20 protein-coding genes and 1 pseudogene are annotated in these 18,714 nt (G+C 59.9%); 16 read left to right on the forward strand and 5 right to left on the reverse strand.

Annotated elements, in window-relative coordinates; all coding sequences use genetic code 11:
- Positions 1-3 precede the first annotated feature (3 nt).
- On the forward strand, positions 4-846 hold the full coding sequence (locus OA90_RS07235; protein WP_068408980.1) for a 5-deoxy-glucuronate isomerase: 843 nt from the start codon (positions 4-6) through the stop codon (positions 844-846).
- Positions 843-1,673, forward strand: a complete 831-nt coding sequence (locus OA90_RS07240) for a class II fructose-bisphosphate aldolase (protein ID WP_068408981.1) — start codon at positions 843-845, stop codon at positions 1,671-1,673. Before OA90_RS07235 ends, OA90_RS07240 begins: the two co-directional genes overlap by 4 nt.
- Before the next feature lie 136 nt (positions 1,674-1,809).
- Here OA90_RS07240 and OA90_RS29450 read toward each other — a convergent pair.
- The 4 genes and pseudogenes from OA90_RS29450 to OA90_RS07255 form a co-directional block, all read right to left on the reverse strand.
- A pseudogene (locus OA90_RS29450) lies at positions 1,810-1,986 on the reverse strand (alpha-ketoglutarate-dependent dioxygenase AlkB); the annotation flags it as partial.
- Positions 1,980-3,155, reverse strand: a complete 1,176-nt coding sequence (locus OA90_RS07245) for a pyridoxal phosphate-dependent aminotransferase (RefSeq protein ID WP_068408982.1) — start codon at positions 3,153-3,155, stop codon at positions 1,980-1,982. The pseudogene OA90_RS29450 and the gene OA90_RS07245, both read right to left, overlap by 7 nt.
- A 14-nt stretch (positions 3,156-3,169) precedes the next feature.
- Complete coding sequence (locus OA90_RS07250; protein ID WP_068408983.1) at positions 3,170-3,820, reverse strand: TetR family transcriptional regulator C-terminal domain-containing protein; 651 nt, start codon at positions 3,818-3,820, stop codon at positions 3,170-3,172.
- An 88-nt stretch (positions 3,821-3,908) separates the two neighbouring features.
- Positions 3,909-4,865, reverse strand: a complete 957-nt coding sequence (locus tag OA90_RS07255; RefSeq protein WP_156510417.1) for an NAD(P)-dependent oxidoreductase — start codon at positions 4,863-4,865, stop codon at positions 3,909-3,911.
- A 153-nt stretch (positions 4,866-5,018) separates the two neighbouring features.
- On the opposite strand from OA90_RS07255, the gene OA90_RS07260 reads away from it, so the two are divergent.
- From OA90_RS07260 to OA90_RS07270, 3 genes are all read left to right on the forward strand, one after another.
- Positions 5,019-5,780, forward strand: a complete 762-nt coding sequence (locus OA90_RS07260; RefSeq protein WP_082836899.1) for a class II aldolase/adducin family protein — start codon at positions 5,019-5,021, stop codon at positions 5,778-5,780.
- Positions 5,781-6,361: 581 nt separating this feature from the next.
- Complete coding sequence (locus tag OA90_RS28485) at positions 6,362-6,562, forward strand: hypothetical protein (RefSeq protein ID WP_156510418.1); 201 nt, start codon at positions 6,362-6,364, stop codon at positions 6,560-6,562.
- A 197-nt stretch (positions 6,563-6,759) separates the two neighbouring features.
- A complete protein-coding gene (locus OA90_RS07270) occupies positions 6,760-7,695 on the forward strand; it encodes a hypothetical protein (RefSeq protein WP_199823635.1) in 936 nt (311 codons plus the stop codon).
- 34 nt (positions 7,696-7,729) lie between these two features.
- On the opposite strand, the gene OA90_RS07275 is transcribed toward OA90_RS07270, so the two are convergent.
- On the reverse strand, positions 7,730-8,356 hold the full coding sequence (locus OA90_RS07275) for an alpha-ketoglutarate-dependent dioxygenase AlkB (RefSeq protein ID WP_068408985.1): 627 nt from the start codon (positions 8,354-8,356) through the stop codon (positions 7,730-7,732).
- Between the two features lie 276 nt (positions 8,357-8,632).
- Between OA90_RS07275 and dnaK the strand changes: the two genes are divergently transcribed.
- From dnaK to rimI, 11 genes are all read left to right on the forward strand, one after another.
- Entirely contained in the window at positions 8,633-10,570 is a 1,938-nt protein-coding gene (dnaK, locus tag OA90_RS07280; RefSeq protein WP_068408986.1) for a molecular chaperone DnaK, read from the forward strand.
- A gap of 163 nt (positions 10,571-10,733) precedes the next feature.
- Entirely contained in the window at positions 10,734-11,861 is a 1,128-nt protein-coding gene (gene dnaJ / locus OA90_RS07285; protein WP_068408987.1) for a molecular chaperone DnaJ, read from the forward strand.
- Between the two features lie 79 nt (positions 11,862-11,940).
- Positions 11,941-12,603 (forward strand): rRNA adenine N-6-methyltransferase family protein, encoded by a 663-nt coding sequence (locus OA90_RS07290; protein WP_068408988.1) that lies wholly within the window; start codon positions 11,941-11,943, stop codon positions 12,601-12,603.
- Positions 12,604-12,703: 100 nt separating this feature from the next.
- Positions 12,704-13,285 (forward strand): NAD(P)H-dependent oxidoreductase, encoded by a 582-nt coding sequence (locus OA90_RS07295; RefSeq protein WP_068409231.1) that lies wholly within the window; start codon positions 12,704-12,706, stop codon positions 13,283-13,285.
- 225 nt (positions 13,286-13,510) lie between these two features.
- On the forward strand, positions 13,511-14,071 hold the full coding sequence (gene hslV / locus OA90_RS07300) for an ATP-dependent protease subunit HslV (RefSeq protein WP_068408989.1): 561 nt from the start codon (positions 13,511-13,513) through the stop codon (positions 14,069-14,071).
- A 6-nt stretch (positions 14,072-14,077) separates the two neighbouring features.
- On the forward strand, positions 14,078-14,596 hold the full coding sequence (locus tag OA90_RS07305; RefSeq protein ID WP_068408990.1) for a GNAT family N-acetyltransferase: 519 nt from the start codon (positions 14,078-14,080) through the stop codon (positions 14,594-14,596).
- Between the two features lie 3 nt (positions 14,597-14,599).
- Entirely contained in the window at positions 14,600-15,904 is a 1,305-nt protein-coding gene (gene hslU / locus OA90_RS07310) for an ATP-dependent protease ATPase subunit HslU (protein ID WP_068408991.1), read from the forward strand.
- Positions 15,905-15,973: 69 nt separating this feature from the next.
- Positions 15,974-16,468, forward strand: a complete 495-nt coding sequence (locus OA90_RS07315; RefSeq protein WP_068408992.1) for a universal stress protein — start codon at positions 15,974-15,976, stop codon at positions 16,466-16,468.
- Between the two features lie 190 nt (positions 16,469-16,658).
- Positions 16,659-17,216 carry a NifU family protein gene (locus tag OA90_RS07320; protein ID WP_068408993.1) on the forward strand — a complete coding sequence of 186 codons (558 nt, stop codon included), beginning with the start codon at positions 16,659-16,661 and terminating at the stop codon, positions 17,214-17,216.
- 196 nt (positions 17,217-17,412) lie between these two features.
- Positions 17,413-18,090 carry a tRNA (adenosine(37)-N6)-threonylcarbamoyltransferase complex dimerization subunit type 1 TsaB gene (gene tsaB, locus OA90_RS07325; protein ID WP_068408994.1) on the forward strand — a complete coding sequence of 226 codons (678 nt, stop codon included), beginning with the start codon at positions 17,413-17,415 and terminating at the stop codon, positions 18,088-18,090.
- A complete protein-coding gene (rimI, locus tag OA90_RS07330) occupies positions 18,087-18,575 on the forward strand; it encodes a ribosomal protein S18-alanine N-acetyltransferase (protein ID WP_068408995.1) in 489 nt (162 codons plus the stop codon). Before tsaB ends, rimI begins: the two co-directional genes overlap by 4 nt.
- Positions 18,576-18,714: the final 139 nt, after the last annotated feature.

Genomic DNA, 18,714 nt, shown 5'->3' on the forward strand with positions numbered 1-18,714 from the left:
GACATGCATATCGCGCCCCATGACAACCACAACAAGCCGATTGTCGACGTCGACAACCCGTTGGTCCCACTGAACTATTTCAACATCGTCAAGCTGCGGAAGGGGGATGCGTTCGAATATTGCGTCCCCGGCTATGAGACCTGCATCGTACCGGCGACGGGCACCGTGGATGTCGAGATCGAAGGCGTTCGCTTCGACGCTCTCGGCAATCGCACTGTTGATGTCTGGGACGGCGAGCCCGAGGGCGTCTATGTGCCGGTCGGCGCCAGAGTGACAATCGTCTGCACCTCCGATGAAACCGAAACCTTCATCGCGGGCGCGAAATACGACAAGGTTCTGGAGCCCTTCGATGTGCGTGGCGACGGCATCGACCGTGTGCAATACGGCTCCGATGACACCAAGACCCACCGCAAGATCAAGCACATTCTCGGCGCCAACCATCACGACAAGGTCGGACGGCTTCTGGTCAGCGAGTTGTTCACCGTCGGTCAGGGCGGATGGTCCGGGTTCCCAAGCCACAAACACGACACCGACCGCCTCCCCGTCGAGACCCGTCATGACGAAACCTATAACTTCAGGTTCAGGCCCAACTACGGCTCCGGCGTGCAGATGCTCCAGCGCGAGGACAACAAGCCCGGCGACGCCTATCACATTATGGATGGCTCCACGATCTGCCTCGACAAGGGCTATCACCCCTGCGCCGCCCTGCCCGGATACGAGATGTATTATTTCACCATCCTCGGCGGTTTGAGCCAGCGATCCCTGGTGCAGTATTTCCAGCCGACCCATGCCGCGCAGCTGGAAACCATACCGGGTATCAAGGACATGATCGCGAAGTTCAAATGACCCTTGTCACCTTGTCGGATGTGCTGCAACCCGCCCTGAAAGGCCACTACGCCGTGGCCGGACTGGTCACATTGGGTTGGGAGGACATGCGCGCCTATGTGGCCGCGGCCGAGGCTGAGAACGTACCCGTCATTCTGCAGGCCGGGCCGGGGTGCCGCGAACACACACCCTTGCCTGTGTTGGGCAAGATGTTCCGGCATCTGGCAGGGAACGCTTCTGTTCCTGTCGTGGCCCATCTGGACCACGGGTACACATCGGACGAATGCAGGCAAGCACTGGACGCCGGGTTCACGTCGATCATGTTCGACGGCTCGCGCCATCCCCTGCAACAGAATATCGACGAAACGGCAGCCATCGCTGAAATGGCGCATGCCGCAGGCGTTTCCTGCGAAGGTGAGATCGGTTTTGTCGGCTATTCCGGCGGCGAAGCATCCGCCGGCACCGATCCTGAGGAAGCCGAGAAATTTGCCCGGGAAACAGCGGTCGACGCGATGGCGATCTCTGTCGGCAACGTGCACCTGCAGCAGGACAAGCAAGGCGGGCTCGACGAGCCCCGCATCCGCGTGATCGAAGCCGTGACGACCGTGCCGCTGGTCATTCACGGAGGCTCGGGCGTGCCGGTGGAACAGCGCACCGCGCTGGCCCGGGGGTCTTCCATCTGCAAATTCAATATCGGCACGGAGCTGCGCATGGCGTTCGGTCAGGCACTGCGCGAGGCGGTCAGCAGCGATCCGTCCCGCTTCGACCGGAATTCAATCCTGAAGGACACCCACGACCCGGTGGTCGCAGCGACGCGGCAGGTTCTCAGCGCTTTCAAGGCGAATTGAGACCAACCGGCAATCGACATCGACAGGTTACTGCCATATCGATTGAGCGGTTGAACCAGCTCACGGCCTTGCGGCTCCAGAATACCGGCTACTGAAAGAGTGACGTCGTGGAGTGTGCTGCCGGCGCCGTGGACGCTCAGGGCGTGACCCGCCGCAAGGTGAGATTGATCCGCCCGCTGGTCTCCAGCGGTGTCGACTTGCCTTTCAGAACCCTGTCGATGCCGTGAAAGGCGAATCTCGCCTCGCCTCCAAGCACCGCCACGTCGCCGGATTGCAGGCGGAAGGACTTCGTCGGGTCCTTTCGGGTCAAGCCGCAGCGCGAGCATCGGCGAAGGTGTGAATGCGCCGCATCGCCTCGCGCAGCGTCTCGTCCGGAACGGTCAGAGCTACCCGGATCAGGGATTTCGCGTTCTGTCCGAACGATGGGCCGGGCATGACCGCGACCCCCTGGGTCTTGAGAAGGCTCCAGGCAAATTGTTCGCCGTCCAGTCCGGTCCCGGAAACGTCGATCATGATGAACATGCCACCTGACACCCCGCCGGTCTTGAGAGAGGCGCAACTTGCAAGGTCGTCGGAAATCAACCGGGCCCGCGCGGCATAGCTTTCACGCATGCGTTCCGCCGTGTCGAAATTGCCGCGCAGGGCGACTTCGGTCATGTCCGCGATGAAGGGCTGGTTGCCGAACAGAATGGTTTCGGAAATTGGCAGAAGCTTCGTGCAGAATTCCTCCGGCCCGACCGCCCAGCCGCTGCGAAAGCCTGTCGCCGCAAATGTCTTGGAAATGGAGGAGGTGACGACCGTCCTCTCCCGAAGCGTCTCGATCTCGAGCGGTGAGGCGAATTCGCCCTCGAAAATAAGGTCCTCGTAGACCTCGTCGCAGACGATCCAGAGGTCGTGCTCGCAGGCAAGACGCCCAAGCTCGACAAGCGTGTCCCGGTCAAGCAGGGATCCGGTCGGATTGTGCGGTGTGTTGAGCAGCAGCACACGGCTTGTCGGCGTGATCGCGCGTTGAAGGTCCGACGGGCGCATGATGAACCCGTCCTCGATGTTGAGCGGGACGGGTTGCAGGATCGCGCCGGGCGCGCGAACGACACCCTCATAGGTCGCGTAATAGGGATCTCCGACCAGAACGCCGTCACCTGCGCCCGCCAGCGCCGTGATGACGGCATAGAGCGCGGTCTGTGTTCCCGGAAAGCAAAGGATATTGGTGCGGGTGATCCCGGGAAACCGCGGCGCGTATTTCTCGACCAGCGCGTCTAGAAGGCCCTGTTCGCCGCGCCCGTTGGAATAATGGGTCCGACCCCGGCGCATGGAGGCCGCGCAGACATCGACCAGTTGCGGATCGACGGCAATGTCCGGTTCGCCGATCGTCAGTTCGATCACGTCCTCGCCCGCGGCTGTCTTTTCCCGTGCGGCGTTGTGAACGGCCCATTTTTCTCCGCCGAGGTTGGCGAGGCGATCTGTGATACCTGCGTAGCGCATCTGGAGTTCCTGTCTTATGTGTGTTGCTTGCCGCCCGAGAGGCTGCCTTCCTGCAGCCTGAGCAGACGTTCGCAGGCCCCGGTGACAAGATCCGGCAATATGTTGCGGCTGTAGAGACCCGAGTTGAGTGAGCCCTCCATCCACAGGCCGTCGATCAAGCCGTTCACTGCAATGGCATGACGCCGGCACTCGGCGGAACCGTGCGGACGGCCATGCGCGGCGAGAACGGGCTCGATCAGGCTTTCGAGCAGCGTCAGATAGTCCCGATAGCCTTCGCGATGAATGTCGGCGAAATCGGTCTCGTAGCGGACACGGCCGATAAAGGTCGCCCACAGGGATACTTTCTCTTCAGACAGGTTGGGCATGGTCATATTGGCAATAAGGAAGTGGCGCAGCTGATCGTTGGCGTCGCCTGTGGACTGTCGTGCCCTGGTGTCTGCTTCGGCGGTCAGCTGGCCGATCAGATAGGCATAGGCGCTGGTGATCAGACCGTTCTTGCTGCCGAAATAATGGCGAACGAGGCCTGCGGTGACACCGGCCTCTTCCGCGATCCTGCGCACCGTCGCTCCTTTCAGACCTTGCTGCGCGACACAGGTCAGCGTCGCCTCCAGAAGGGTGCGCTTGCGCTCGTCAAGTGTCAGTCGCTGGAAAGTTTTTCGGCTCATCGTAAACTAGTTGGCTTATGGGTTCATTATTCTTGTTATACAATTGTATAAAAAATTGGAAGTCACAAGGCGTCACCGTCCCGCCGGTTCAGTAACCCTGATGCCTGTCGATTGCCAGAAGCGGCCGCTTGCCTTGAAGGAGCTCGACGGCAGAGGCGCGAATCTGCTCCGCCACCACGCTCGGCGTGGAGTCGCTGGCGATATGCGGAGTGATCCTCAGCCGGGCATCGTCCCAGAACGGATGGTTTTCCGGCAGGGGTTCTTCGCGGAAGACGTCGAGGGTGGCTCCGGCCAGTTGCCCGTTGTCCAGAGCTTCTGTGAAATCGGCCTCGTGAAGGTGCTCGCCCCGGCCGATCTGGACCAGCCAGGCTCCGGCTTCAAGCTGGTTGAAAAGCCGGCGGTTCAGGATATTTTCCGTCTCGTCTGTCAGCGGCAGCACGTTGATTGCGATCCGGCTGCCCTTGCAGGCCATGTCCAGGGCGCCGGTGCCTGAATGATAGCTGATCCCGGCCTGCGGTTCCTCTGGTTGTGTGCGACAGGCAACGGCTACGGAATAGCCCATGGCGGCCAGTGCGCGGGCAATGGCGGCCCCCATCGTGCCGTTGCCGAGCACCGCGATCCGGGTCTCCTTTGGCGGTGTCATGGGAAGCGGGTTCCAGGCGCGCGCACCCTGATGGTCCTTCATCTGCGCGAAGGAGCGTAGAAAATGAAGCACTTCATGGGCTGCGTATCCTGCCATCAGATCCGCCTGATGGGGATCGCGTACCCGGCAGACCAGGGTTTCTTCAGCAAGGCTTGGATTGGCGAGGAGGGCGTCGACACCCGCGCCGACGGACATTGCCATCTCCATGTTCGGATAGCGGGCAAAGGCCTCGTCGTCAGGCAGCCAGCACACGGCGAAACGGATGGAGGCGGGATCGGACACCTCATGCGGGTTGAACAGCCGAACCGGGCTGCCGCTGCCCGTAAAGTCGAGTCCGTAGAAGGTTTTCAGATCCATTGTACCGCTCAAGAGCACGCCTTCGATTGTTTTTGCCTGTTCCAATTGATGTCTCCTGCGGCGCCTTGCCGGAATTTCCACTTGCCCTTGGCATGCAGTTATACAAATGTATATTAATGAGTAAAGCATTTGGCGGGTCCGCATGCGCAAGTACGATGCGGCCGCAGCACCTGAAGCAGTCACCTGAAGGGGAAATCGATGTTGCAGACCAGCCGGCGCAGCGATGTGAGCAAGGCCGAGTATCAAGCCCGAGTCGAGCTCGCGGCCTGTTACCGGCTCGCGGCGCATTTCCGGATGACCGACCTGATCTATACCCACATTACCGCAAAGGTGCCCGGAGAGCCGGGACATTTCCTGATCAATCCCTATGGCTATCTGTGGGAGGAGATCACGGCATCGTCGCTGGTGAAGATCGACGTGGACGGCAACAAGGTTTGCGACAGTCCGAACCGTGTGAATCCGGCGGGTTTCACGATTCACAGCGCTGTCCACAGGGCCCGCAGCGATGCGCCCTGGGTCATGCACACGCATACGCGGGCCGGGGTTGCCGTTGCGTCTTTGAAGGACGGGCTGCTGCCATTGAACCAGATCGCCCTGCAGTTCTACGGCCGTATCGGCTATCACGATTATGAGGGAATTGCGCTCGACCTTGAAGAGCGCGAGCGGATTGTCGAAAGCCTGGGATCCTATCCTGCCCTGATCCTGCGCAACCATGGCCTGCTGACCGTGGGGGAAAACGCCGGGCAGATGTTTTCCAACATGTTCTATCTCAACAGGGCCTGCGAGATTCAGGAATCCACGCTGTCGATGGGACTGCCGCTCGCGCAGATCGAGGAAGCGCTGGCGGCGCATGTCACCCGGCAATACGACCAGATGGCTTTCGACGACGGAGACCTGCTGCTTGAATGGGATGCAATGATGCGCCTTGTGGAGCGCATCGATGCCAGGTTTTGTGAATAGATCAATCTAGTAGATTTTTCAGTCCTTTGTAATGTTGGTGTCGTATTTTCATGAAAATGTTCAGCAACATATAAATTGTTGCTTCAATTTTGATCCTGCCTACAAAATAGTCACGCAGGTCCTTGACTTGGCGGAGCTGCGTGTTAGCTTTGCCGCATCACGATTTGCCGGACTTTCGGCATTTCGCGGGCATGAAATTTTTGATCCGGTCTGTGTCGCGCAGGAATGGGCGACTGGGAAGACTGTAAAATGCTTGCCCGTGAAACAAGGCAGAGGGTTGAAACATCGCTGGCTCCCCAGCGATGTTGGGCCAAGTTCGATTGAGAGCCCGAACCTCCTGGTTGCGCTTCTGTAGCCGACCAGTTTGCCAAACAAGCACACTTTTTCCGGTGAGCATTTCAGGTATCTGGAATGCAGGTCACTGGGCCACAGGGATGCTGGCCGACAAGAGTCCGGTTATGGGAAACCGTGTCCTTGCCGGAAGGCTGGATCCCCTAGACGTGCGTCGGGCGGCGATGACTGCTGTCCGGCCTGCGGCAACCTGTCAGCAAGCTGCCGAAGCAAGCCAAGGAACTGGATACATGGACGTTACGAACGCAATAGACTGCAACGGATTATCCGCAGCTCCCACCCTTTTGCGGATCAAGCAGGCGCTGGTGGGGCTCGTCGACCACGCCTTGCCGTTGGAGATCCTCGTGGACGAAGGGTGCGACCAGGAACGTTTGCGCCGTTCGCTCGGGCGGCATGGTGGCGCCGTCCGGCTGATTTCCCGGCCGCAGTAGCGGTCATCCCGGGACAAGGCTGTTTCAAGGGTAATCAATGAATCCGTAGCGGGGTCACGACCGCGGACAGATTGGTCCGTTGTTTCTTCCACGCCGGTCAATTTACCCAGACGCATCAATGTCCGGATCGGCATGCAGTTTGCCGACCGGGGTGCCGAAGCCGGCTTAATGCGGCCGGTAAACAAGGAAATGATTTTTTGCCTGATCTGAATGTTGACGAAATTCCGTCCGGAGCATCCGTTCCGGTTTCTGCAGACGGTGTCAGTCCGGAAGTGCCGGATTTCGCTTTCGATCCAACCGATCCCTGGACGGAGACTTTCCAGAAAGGCCTGGAGCGTGCCGGGCTGTCCGGCAAGCGTATTTACGAAGTGGGTATCGGCACCGGGATCAATGTGGCCTTTCTCCTGCGCATGTGCGGCGCCGCGCATGTGTCAGGCAGCGATCTCGACCCGCGGCTGGTTGTTCTCGCCGAGCGTAACGTCAGGAGTCTGGCTCCCGAAGAAGCCAACCTGTTTCACCCGGTCAGGGGTGAGGTGAGCTTGATTGATACCGAGGAAGCCCAAGCCCGGATCGCCGAGACTGACGTTATAATCGCCTGCCTGCCGCAGGTCGGCGATCCTGGTGACAGGCGGCTGACGGCTTTCCGGAAGGCCCAGTCCGTCGAGCTGCCGGAGGGTGCGGGTGAAAAGGCCGACGATCACATCGCTCACTATTATCCGTGGGCGGCTTTCGACGAATATCCGTTCAATTCGGTCGGTCTGGGCTTGAACGAGGCGCTGCTGCGCCGCATACGGGACCAGGCGCCAACCGCGCAGGTGATTATGAATTTCGGCTGCCGCATCGGAACCGGCATCATTTTCGAAATGTTCGAAGCCAACGGATTCCGGCCGGAAAAGCTGCATTCCCAGATCGTCCGCCAGGACGCGGGAACCGATATTTCTTTCTTTGTAATGCTTGAGAAAGCGTTGAGGGGAACCGGGCTTGAAAAGGATCTGGTCTGCGTTTTCTTCGCGGATGAAGATGCCGCCAGTCCCTTGTCTGCCAGCGAAGCACAGGACCTGCTTGACCGGGATCCCGATACGCCACTCTTTCATGAAGTCTGTGTGATCCGAGCTGTACCGGTCGCGGCGTGACGGACTGTCATGAATGGAGGCGACTGATCGGCATTTATCTGGGCGGTATAACTCTACGCAAGGTAAGATTGATCCTCCCGCCGGTCTTCAGCAGTGTCGACGTGCCTTTAAGAACCCTGTCGATGCCATGGAAAGCGAGTCTCGCGTCGCCCCCCAGCACGACCACGTCGCCGGACTGCAGGCGAAAGGACTTTGTCGGGTCCTTCCGGCTCAAGCCGCCGACGCGGAAGGTTGCCGTGTCGCCGAGGGAAACTGAAATCACCGGGGCCTCGAAAGTCTGCTCGTCCCGGTCCTGGTGCAGACCCATCCGGGCGCTCTCCTTGTAATAGTTGATGAGACAGGCTTCCGGGTCAGGGGCATTCGGGGCGAGGTCTTTCCACAGGGCCGTCAGAACAGCCGGCATCTCCGGCCACGCTTGTCCGGTATCGGGATGATGCGGCTGATAGCGGTAGCCGGCGATATCGGAAACCCAGCCCAGCGGTCCGCAATTGCTCATCCGCACGGTGAAGGCGTTGCCGGTGCGCGGCATTGCCGGCGTGTACAACGGCGCGCGGGCGACAACCGCCCGGATTTCCTCAAGCAACGCTTCCTGCGCGCCGCGGTTGAAATAGCCGGGCAAGTAGCTGAGGCCGTTCAGGCCGTTGACTGACAATTCACTCATGAACGTCTTTTAGCGCAACATGGGAATTGCCGCAGCCTCTGCTTCCGGTAACTTTCCGGGAAGAAATATCGGGGATGAGGAGATATGTCTGCTATGTGTCCGTCGACAGATGGCTTGCAGGCAAAGTTTCATCCACCTATATAGCGTTCAAGCTTCGCGCCAAATCACGAACTGAACGTTCAGGTGCGATGTCCGGGTAAATCCCGGTACCCAACTGAAAGGAGCCGGATTGACGCCTTCATGGGTCTATCCGGTTTGCTAGAAAGAGAGGCAGATATGGCAAAGGTCATTGGTATCGACCTCGGCACGACCAATTCGTGCGTCGCCGTCATGGACGGCAAGGATCCCAAAGTAATTGAAAACGCCGAAGGCGCCCGCACCACCCCTTCCATGGTGGCATTCTCGGACGACGGTGAGCGTCTTGTCGGTCAGCCGGCAAAACGTCAGGCGGTCACCAACCCGACGAACACCCTGTTCGCGGTCAAGCGCCTGATCGGCCGCCGGTACGAAGACCCGACCGTCGACAAGGACAAGAAGCTCGTTCCGTTCGAAATCGTCAAAGGCGACAACGGCGATGCGTGGGTGGAAGCCAACGGCGATAAATATTCCCCGTCGCAGGTCTCCGCGTTCATTCTTCAGAAGATGAAGGAAACGGCGGAAAGCTACCTGGGCGAAAAAGTCACCCAGGCGGTCATCACCGTTCCGGCCTACTTCAATGACGCGCAGCGTCAGGCAACCAAGGATGCTGGCAAGATCGCCGGTCTTGAAGTCCTGCGCATCATCAACGAGCCGACGGCTGCGGCGCTTGCCTACGGCCTCGACAAGAACGAAGGCAAGACCATCGCGGTCTACGACCTTGGCGGCGGCACGTTCGACGTTTCCATCCTGGAAATCGGCGACGGCGTCTTCGAGGTGAAGTCCACCAACGGCGATACATTCCTCGGCGGTGAAGACTTCGACATGCTGATGGTCGACTACCTTGCTTCCGAGTTCAAGAAGGAACAGGGCATCGATCTGAAGAATGACAAACTGGCTCTGCAGCGCCTCAAGGAGGCGGCTGAAAAAGCCAAGATCGAATTGTCTTCTTCCTCCCAGACCGAAATCAACCTGCCGTTCATCACGGCGGATGCCTCCGGTCCGAAGCACCTGACCTTGAAGCTGACCCGCGCGAAATTTGAATCGCTGGTGGAAGAACTGGTCAAGCGCACGATCCCGCCGATGAAGGCAGCCCTGAAAGATGCCGGTCTTGCTGCCGGTGAAATCGACGAAGTGGTTCTGGTCGGCGGTATGACCCGTATGCCGAAGATCCAGGAGACGGTGAATACCTTCTTCGGCAAGGAATCGCACAAGGGTGTCAACCCGGACGAAGTCGTCGCCATGGGCGCGGCCATTCAGGCCGGTGTTCTGCAGGGCGACGTCAAGGACGTTCTCCTGCTGGACGTCACGCCGCTGTCGCTCGGAATCGAGACCCTCGGTGGTGTCTTCACCCGTCTGATCGACCGCAACACGACGATCCCGACGAAGAAGAGCCAGGTGTTCTCGACCGCTGAAGACAATCAGACGGCCGTGACCATCCGCGTTTTCCAGGGCGAGCGCGAAATGGCGGCGGACAACAAGGTCCTTGGCCAGTTCGATCTTGTCGGCCTGCCGCCCGCACCGCGCGGCGTTCCGCAGATCGAGGTCACCTTCGACATCGATGCCAACGGTATCGTCAACGTGTCCGCCAAGGACAAGGGGACCGGCAAGGAACAGCAGATCCGCATTCAGGCCTCCGGCGGCCTCAGCGACACCGACATCGAACAGATGATTAAGGACGCTGAATCACACGCTGACGAGGACAAGAAGCGCAAGGAGTTGGTGGAAGCCAGGAACCAGGGCGAATCCCTGGTCCACTCCACCGAGAAATCGCTGAAGGACTATGGCGACAAGGTTTCCGAAGACGACAAGTCGGCGATCGAAACCGCTCTGGCTTCCCTGAAGACGTCTCTGGAAAGCGAAGACCTGGAAGACATCAAGGCCAAGACGCAGGCTCTTGCCGAAGCTTCGATGAAGCTCGGTGAGGCCATGTATCAGGCGGCCCAGGCGGAAGCCGAGGCTGAGGGCGAAGGCGATGGCGGCGAAGGAGCCGAAGGAGCGGAAGCCAAGGCCGAAGACGATGTCGTCGATGCGGATTTTGAAGAAGTCAAAGACGAAGACGATAAAAAATCTGCATAAACCAGACCTGCGGCCGGCCCTGTAAGGGGCTGGCCGCGTAATTCCTGGCGCCGGATGCTTGATTGCCTGATGACAAGGGCACCAGTGCCCGGCGCCTTCGCCGTACTTGGCGCCGGAACAATCCTGGCAGCCGGCGGTGCAACAACAAGACCGAGAGATCTTGATGTCAAAACGTGATTTCTATGAAGTGCTGGGTGTTTCGCGCGATGCGGATGGCAAGGTGTTGAAGAGCGCCTATCGCAAGATGGCCATGCAATTCCATCCGGACCGCAATCCGGGCGACTCCGAAGCCGAAGCGAAGTTCAAGGAAGTCAACGAAGCTTACGATGCGCTGAAGGACGAGCAGAAACGGGCCGCTTACGACCGCTTCGGCCATGCCGCCTTTGAAAATGGCGGTTTCGGAGCTGGCGGCGGCGGTGGCGCGCATGATTTCTCCTCGACGATGTCGGACATATTCGAGGAATTTTTCGGTATGGGAGGCGGACGCCGGTCGGGTGGACGCGAACGCGGCGCGGACCTTCGCTACAATCTCGACATTGCACTGGAAGACGCCTTTACCGGCAAGACGGTGGAGATCGAGGTTCCGACGAGCATCACATGCGACGATTGCTCCGGTTCCGGAGCAAAGCCGGGAACCAGCCCCTCCGCGTGCCGCACCTGTGGGGGCGCCGGACGCGTTCGGGCCGCGCAGGGCTTCTTCACTCTGGAACGCACCTGCCCTACCTGTCAGGGGCGCGGACAGGTGATCACGGACCCATGCGAAAGCTGTGGCGGTTCCGGGCGCAAGACCCAGGAACGCACGCTGTCGGTCAATATTCCCGCGGGCATCGAAGACGGCACCCGTATACGCCTTGCCGGTGAGGGCGAGGCCGGTGCGCGCGGCGGTCCGGCGGGCGACCTGTATATTTTCCTGTCAGTCAGGCCACATGAATTGTTTCAGCGCGACGGTGCGGACCTTTACTGCCGGGTGCCGATTTCCATGTCGACGGCGACCCTCGGTGGCCAGTTCGATGTGCCGACCGTCAATGGGTCCACCAGCCGGGTGAAAGTCCCCGAGGGCACGCAGACAGGCAAGCAGTTCCGGTTGCGCGGCAAGGGCATGCCGATCATGCGTTCAAGCCAGCATGGCGACATGTACATCCAGGTGACCGTCGAGACGCCGACCAACCTGAGCAGACGCCAGCGCGAATTGCTCGCCGAATTCGAACAGGAAGCCTCGGGAGAAAATCATCCGGAATCTGCGGGTTTCTTCTCCAAGGTGAAGGATTTCATCGACAATCTTGGTGCGTAAATGCACGATCCGGGCGTTCGCATGTAGTATCTTCTCGCAATTCTTCCTATATTCCTTTCATGGAAGTTGGTGAGTTTACATGCTGAAGCGTAACGGAAATCGCAGGGAAGTGCTGCGGCAGAAACTCACCAGGGTGAATGCCGTGCGAACCAGGGTTCTCGATGAAGTCAAGTTCATCCGCTCGTGGGCGCAGAACCCGCTGAGAACCGGTGCAGTGACCCCGTCCGGCCCGGATCTGGCCGCCAGGATGGCGTCTTACCTGACCCCCCTCCCGCATTCACGCGTGGTCGAACTCGGACCGGGCACGGGCGTCGTGACCCGGGCGCTCGTGGAGCGGGGCTTTACCCCCAAACATCTCAATCTGGTCGAATACAGCGCCGATTTTTGCGAACTTCTCAACGGACGCTATCCGGGTCTGACGGTTCTTCAGGGAGACGCCTACGCCCTTACCGCTGCTCTCAGGCAGCCGGGTGGATTTCTGGCGGGCGGGGAAGAACACACCCACACGCTTGACGGCATCGTCTCCTCGCTGCCGCTGCTGACCCGGCCCGAACCTGTCCGGCAGGCGCTGCTGGAGGAGGCCCTGGGTCTTCTCAAGCCCGGAGCGCCGTTCATACAGTTTTCCTACGGTCTTGCAGCACCAGTCAGACTTTACGGTCGCGGAGTGTCGGTGGAGTCCTCCGAATGGGTCTGGAAAAATCTTCCGCCAGCGCGCGTCTGGGTCTACCGCAAGGGGCACTGAAGCGAAGGGATCCATCGCCTTTTGCGCATGAGGTGAAGGTCCCGAGTGGCGCGATTGCCGTTCAACCTGCCCCGTTCTGAACTTCGGATTGGAGCTGTTCATGAGACATCCCAGAATACTTGTCTGTTCCGGATCCATCCGGAGTGGCTCCTTCAACGGCAAGCTTGCCGCACTGGCGGCAAAGCGGCTGGCGATCCTCGACGCGGACGTCACCTTGCTGTCACTGAAGGACTATCCGTTGCCGATCTATGACGGCGATCTGGAAACCGCGAATGGCATTCCGGAGAGCGCCAGAAAACTGAAGCGGCTGTTTGAGGCGCAGGAAGGTGTGTTCCTGGCCTGCCCGGAATACAATGCCGGCATAACTCCGCTCATGAAAAACACGCTGGACTGGATCAGCCGTGTGAAGGAACCGGGTGAAGCCTTCACCAACAAGGTCTTCGCGTTGGGCGCGGCCTCTCCCGGAGCCTTTGGTGGTATGCGCGGACTGATCGGCACACGGACGATACTCGAGGTTGGCCTTGGCGCCATGGTTCTTCCGCAGATGATCTCCGTTGCAAAGGCCGCAAGCGCGTTTGACGAGACCGGCGATCTGGTTGACGAGCGGTCGGATGGCCAGCTCGACAAGCTGGTGGAAGCACTGCTGCGGGTCTCCAGATCCTATAACAATCTCAATAAATAAGTCCCTGCTCGGCCTTGCGGGTGGAGTGTCGACACTCAGGCACTGGGGAGGCCGTGAACAGCTTGCGGTTTTTCCGGCACGGAAAGTCATGTCTGACACGGCGATTGCGGGATGAGCGCGGGCGCAGCTGTGCAGGCATCCGCGCACAACGTCCATTGATTGCTTGGAAAAGCCGCGATTGCCGCCTACATAGGGCTTCAACGACACATGACTCAAGAGGATTGAATGAGCGAAACGCGCGAACCGGCCGTATGGCACGGTACGACGATCATGATGGTGCGCAAGGGCGGCAAGGTCGTGATTGCCGGAGACGGCCAGGTCTCTCTTGGCCAGACGGTGATCAAGCATACCGCCCGCAAGGTCCGGCCTCTGGCCAAAGGCGAGGTGATTGCCGGATTTGCAGGCGCCACCGCCGATGCCTTCACGTTGTTTGAACGCCTTGAGGCCAAACTGGAGCAATATCCGGGGCAGCTCATGCGCGCCTGCGTGGAACTTGCCAAGGACTGGCGGACGGACCGCTATCTGCGCCGTCTGGAGGCGATGATGCTGGTGGCCGACAAGAACGTGTCCCTGGTGCTCACGGGTACGGGCGATGTTCTGGAACCGGAAGGTGGCGTCATGGGTATCGGCTCCGGCGGTAACTACGCGTTGGCGGCCGGCCGTGCGCTGGTGGACTCGGATCATGACGCGGAAACCATTGCCCGCAAGGCCATGGCCGTGGCTGCCGAAATCTGCGTCTACACCAATGAAAGCGTCACCGTCGAATCCCTGGATACGGCCGAGTAGACGGCCATGGTCTCGTTTCGTCCGGTCACAAGGGAAGATCTGCCTATCCTCGCGGACTGGATGGCGCGGCCTCACTGGCGCGAATGGTGGGGCGAGCCGGAGACCGAGCTTGGCTATATTCGCGACATGATCGAAGGACGGGACACCACCTGCCCCTTCATCTTCCGGCTGGAGGGCGTCGACAAGGGCTATTGCCAGGTCTGGTATGTCGGGGATCAGCAGGAAACGGAATTCGTTGAGGATTATCCCTGGCTGAAATGGCTTCCCCAAGACGCGGCCGGTGTCGATCTGGCGCTGGCCGAGGAGCGGGATTTGTCCCGGGGACTTGGGACTGAAGTTTTGCGGGCGTTCGTCCGGAAATTGCGGCGGGAAGGCCACGAGCGGATCGTCATCGATCCGGACCCGGCCAACCTGCGGGCCGTGAAGGCCTATCGCAAGGCCGGGTTCCGGGAGATCGGAAATCTCCTGGGCCGTACGGGCGACAACCTGCTTATGGAACTCGTAAACACGAAAGGCGTGTCTTAAAAAATGTCCGATTTTTCTCCGCGTGAGATTGTTTCAGAACTCGACCGCTACATTGTCGGCCAGAAGGACGCCAAACGCGCGGTCGCGATTGCGCTGCGCAACCGCTGGCGCCGGCAACAGCTTCAGGGTCAGATGCGTGAGGAGGTTCTGCCGAAGAACATCCTGATGATCGGGCCGACCGGTGTCGGCAAGACCGAAATTTCCCGCCGTCTGGCAAAGCTGGCCAATGCGCCTTTCACCAAGGTGGAAGCGACGAAATTCACCGAAGTCGGTTATGTCGGCCGTGACGTCGAACAGATTATCCGCGATCTGGTGGAAACCGGTATCACACTGATACGCGAGCAGAAGCGCGAGGCAGTGAAGGCCAAGGCGCATATCCTTGCCGAGGAACGGGTTCTCGACGCCCTTGTCGGCAAGAACGCCAGTCCCGCGACCCGCGACAGTTTCCGCACGAAACTGCGCGCCGGCGAGATGGACGACAAGGAAATCGAGGTCGAGGTTCGCGCCCAGGCGCAAATGCCGAGTTTTGAAATGCCGGGCATGCCCGGTGCGAGTGTCGGGGTCATGAATATGTCCGATCTGCTCGGAAAAGCCTTCGGCGGCCAGACCAAGACCAAACGGACCACCGTGATCGAATCCTACGAGCTGCTGATCAACGAGGAGTCCGACAAGCTCCTCGATGAGGACAAGGTCGTTGCGGAGGCCATTTCCCTGGTGGAGAATTCCGGCATCGTGTTCCTGGACGAGATCGACAAGATCTGCGCGCGCGAAGGCCGGGCGGGGGGCGATGTCTCCCGAGAGGGGGTGCAGCGTGATCTGTTGCCGCTGATCGAGGGAACGGTTGTTTCCACCAAGCACGGTCCCGTGAAAACCGACCACATCCTGTTCATTGCTTCCGGCGCGTTCCATGTGGCCAAACCGTCCGACCTTCTGCCCGAACTGCAGGGACGTCTGCCGATCCGGGTGGAGCTGCGCGCCCTGACGAAGGAAGATTTCCGGGCCATCCTGACGGAACCGGAAGCCAGCCTCATAAAACAGTATGTGGCGTTGATGGACACCGAGCAGGTCTCGCTGTCCTTCTCCGAGGACGCTATCGAGGAAATTGCCTCCGTTGCGGTTGATCTGAATGCCTCGGTTGAGAACATCGGCGCGCGCCGGCTGCAGACGGTGATGGAGCGGATACTTGACGAAATCTCCTTCACCGCTCCGGATCGGCCTGGGGAAACCATTGAGATCACCGGCGAATTTGTCCGGGACAATATTGGCGATCTCGCCAAGAACGTCGATCTTTCGAGGTTTATCCTTTAACGAACGGCCCCATCGCCAGCGGCAATTTCGCCGCTTGCGATGCGCACGCACTGGTGGCAGCATGCGCCAATGGTAGCTATTCGAAAAAGCAATGAGGAAGGTCACCGCCGGAAATTTCTGGTGGTGATCGACGATACGCCGGAATGCGACCGGGCGATCGTTTACGCCGCCAAGCGTGCGGCGCGCACCGGCGGCGTCGTCACGCTGGTCTATATCATCGCTCCGGGCGACTTCCAGCATTGGCTGGGAGTTGAGGACATCATGCGGGCGGAAGCGCAGGAAGAAGCCGAGGCGACACTTGCCAAAGCCGCCGAGCGAGTCCGCTCCGTCGCCCGGACGGAACCGGAAACAGTGGTGCGCGAAGGCAGCAAGGCCGATGAGATTCTGGAACTGATCGAATCGGATGCCGATATCGCAATCCTGGTCCTTGCGGCAGGCACGGGATCGGAAGGGCCGGGGCCGCTCGTTTCGTCCATTGCCGGGAAGTCGGGAAGCCCGTTTCCCATCCCGGTGACGATCGTACCGGGCAATCTGGATGACGATTCCATCTCGGCGCTGGCATGACCGCGGCAGCGGAAGCGAGGAAAGATATCGGGCGGGGAACTTGACCGGACGGGATCTCTTCCTATCTAGTTTTTAATAGTTCCAAACTGATCGAATATACGTTAGAAGCTTTCATCGGTGTTTTGCGATGGAGAGACGCAAGGCATGACCGACAACGGGACGCGTTGAAACAACGCGAGGACAACACAAGATGTTCATTCAAACAGAAGCAACGCCGAATCCGGCCACACTGAAGTTTCTGCCGGGCCGAGTGGTTCAGCCGGAAGGCACCTATGACTTCCGCTCCAGGGCGGACGCCGGAGGGTCTCCCCTGGCGCAGAAGCTGTTCGATGTTCCCGGTGTTCTTGCCGTGTTTTTCGGCCATGACTTCGTGACGGTGACCAAGGACGACACCGACTGGCAGCACATGAAACCGGCGATCCTCGGTGTCATCATGGAGCAGTTCATGTCCGGTCAGCCGGTCATGTCCTCGGGCGAGAGCGAAGACACGGAAGAAGGCGAGTTCTTCGAGGAAAGCGATTCCGAGACCGTCAGCACCATCAAGGAACTTCTGGAAACGCGGGTTCGCCCCGCAGTTGCCCAGGATGGCGGCGACATCACCTTCAAGGGCTTCAAGGAAGGCATTGTTTATCTGTCGATGCGCGGTGCCTGCGCCGGTTGCCCTTCATCCACTGCGACACTGCAGCACGGAATTCAGAATCTTTTGCGGCATTTCGTGCCCGAGGTTGAGGAAGTTCGCCCGATTTGAGCGAAATTTCTTTTTGATTTCAAAGGTCCGGCCGATATGCCGGGCCTTTTTTATTTCCGACGCCCGATCTCTGTGGAAGGCAAGCCCCCCTTTGGACTTAGGTCCAAAGCGCGGCTCGACTCTGCAGGCCCATCGGGTTAGTGGCTTGTTACGGCATGCGACATCCGCAGGCCGAACGAACAACGATTGACCTGAAATGCGTGTCCTGGCCATCGATACCGCACTTGCCAATTGTGCCGCCGCTGTTCTCGACAACGGTGCAGGGACAGCCTGTTTCGAAGCCTGCGGCGAGGAAATCGGCCGCGGTCATGCGGAGCGGCTGATGGACATGATCGGCGAAGTGATGGCCGAGACCTCCACTGCCTTCAACGATCTGGACCGGGTCGTCGTCACCGTCGGCCCGGGAAGTTTCACCGGACTGCGTGTCGGCCTTGCCGTTGCCCGCGGGTTCGGTCTGGTCCTTGGCAAGCCCGTTGTCGGTGTTACCACGCTCGCCGCCATCGCCCGGGAGGCCGCACCGCAGGATGGGGGGGCATCGGTGCTTGTGGCGCTGACGGGCAAGGCTGACGAGGTCTACTGTCAGGAATTCGCGTCTTCCGGAACCGCCGCCGGGGAGGCCGGAGTGCGCAGCTTGAAGGATCTTGCGGCAACATTGCCGGAGGGAATAAGATTGGCCGGATCCGCGGCTGACAACGTCGCGGAGGCGCTGGCCATACCGGTGGAGCGGATTTTGTCTCGCAGTGGTTTTCCGGGTATCCGGGAGGTGGCCGAGTTGGGGCTCGTTGCGGATCCGGCGACATCATCGCCCTCACCGCTGTATCTGCGGCCGCCCGATGCGACGCCGCAGACCAAGGGAAGGATTGAACGGCAATGAGTTTTTGGTGGTTCTGGACTCAGCCGCCTGTCGTGGAAGAGGCGCTGGACGAGGATCTGCCGAAGATAGCCGAAATTCACGCAGCCTGCTTCGCACACAACTGGAATGTGGATGAGCTGGGGCGGATGAAGGCCCAGGACGGGGTCACCTTCCTGGTCGCACGGCGGGCCAGTCCCTACGGGACACGGACGCCGCTCGGTTTCCTGATCCTCAGAACGGTCGCCGACGAGGCGGAGGTCATCACCATTGCGGTGAACGCCCGTCAACGTGGCCGGGGAATCGGCAAGAAGCTCATGGAAGCAGGCCTTTTTCGCCTGTATGCGGAGCGTTGCGAGCATTTGTTTCTTGAAGTCGACGCGGCCAACGAAAGCGCCTTGCTGCTTTACCGGGGACTTGGTTTCAAGGAGGTTGGCCAGCGCAAGGGATATTACAGCGACAGTGGCGGGGACGGCACGGCGCTTGTCATGCGCATCGATCTTCGGTAAGCGCTGTAGCAGGATCGACAGACCTGCGATCGGGATCGGTTGAAGGTCTGATTGCTGATCGATTTTGAAGTGGTGGAGCACCCGGTTGGCGTTCAAGGGAACGCGGGAAGCTCCGGCGAAGATGAAATACCAGCGGGCG

Origin of the sequence: Labrenzia sp. OB1 (assembly GCF_001624695.1) — a bacterium.
In the GTDB taxonomy this organism is placed as follows: Bacteria; Pseudomonadota; Alphaproteobacteria; order Rhizobiales; family Stappiaceae; genus Roseibium.

Bases quoted from the DNA above. Each gene is read 5' to 3' on its own strand.
- hslV (WP_068408989.1), top strand. From the start codon at position 13,511: ATGAGCGAAACGCGCGAACCGGCCGTATGGCACGGTACGACGATCATG.
- OA90_RS07305 (WP_068408990.1), top strand. From the start codon at position 14,078: ATGGTCTCGTTTCGTCCGGTCACAAGGGAAGATCTGCCTATCCTCGCG.
- OA90_RS07235 (WP_068408980.1), top strand. From the start codon at position 4: ATGCATATCGCGCCCCATGACAACCACAACAAGCCGATTGTCGACGTC.
- OA90_RS07250 (WP_068408983.1), bottom strand. From the start codon at position 3,820: ATGAGCCGAAAAACTTTCCAGCGACTGACACTTGACGAGCGCAAGCGC.
- OA90_RS07315 (WP_068408992.1), top strand. From the start codon at position 15,974: ATGGTAGCTATTCGAAAAAGCAATGAGGAAGGTCACCGCCGGAAATTT.
- dnaJ (WP_068408987.1), top strand. From the start codon at position 10,734: ATGTCAAAACGTGATTTCTATGAAGTGCTGGGTGTTTCGCGCGATGCG.
- hslU (WP_068408991.1), top strand. From the start codon at position 14,600: ATGTCCGATTTTTCTCCGCGTGAGATTGTTTCAGAACTCGACCGCTAC.
- OA90_RS07275 (WP_068408985.1), bottom strand. From the start codon at position 8,356: ATGAGTGAATTGTCAGTCAACGGCCTGAACGGCCTCAGCTACTTGCCC.
- OA90_RS07295 (WP_068409231.1), top strand. From the start codon at position 12,704: ATGAGACATCCCAGAATACTTGTCTGTTCCGGATCCATCCGGAGTGGC.
- tsaB (WP_068408994.1), top strand. From the start codon at position 17,413: ATGCGTGTCCTGGCCATCGATACCGCACTTGCCAATTGTGCCGCCGCT.
- OA90_RS07260 (WP_082836899.1), top strand. From the start codon at position 5,019: ATGTTGCAGACCAGCCGGCGCAGCGATGTGAGCAAGGCCGAGTATCAA.
- OA90_RS07245 (WP_068408982.1), bottom strand. From the start codon at position 3,155: ATGCGCTACGCAGGTATCACAGATCGCCTCGCCAACCTCGGCGGAGAA.
- OA90_RS07290 (WP_068408988.1), top strand. From the start codon at position 11,941: ATGCTGAAGCGTAACGGAAATCGCAGGGAAGTGCTGCGGCAGAAACTC.
- OA90_RS07240 (WP_068408981.1), top strand. From the start codon at position 843: ATGACCCTTGTCACCTTGTCGGATGTGCTGCAACCCGCCCTGAAAGGC.
- dnaK (WP_068408986.1), top strand. From the start codon at position 8,633: ATGGCAAAGGTCATTGGTATCGACCTCGGCACGACCAATTCGTGCGTC.
- rimI (WP_068408995.1), top strand. From the start codon at position 18,087: ATGAGTTTTTGGTGGTTCTGGACTCAGCCGCCTGTCGTGGAAGAGGCG.
- OA90_RS28485 (WP_156510418.1), top strand. From the start codon at position 6,362: ATGGACGTTACGAACGCAATAGACTGCAACGGATTATCCGCAGCTCCC.
- OA90_RS07320 (WP_068408993.1), top strand. From the start codon at position 16,659: ATGTTCATTCAAACAGAAGCAACGCCGAATCCGGCCACACTGAAGTTT.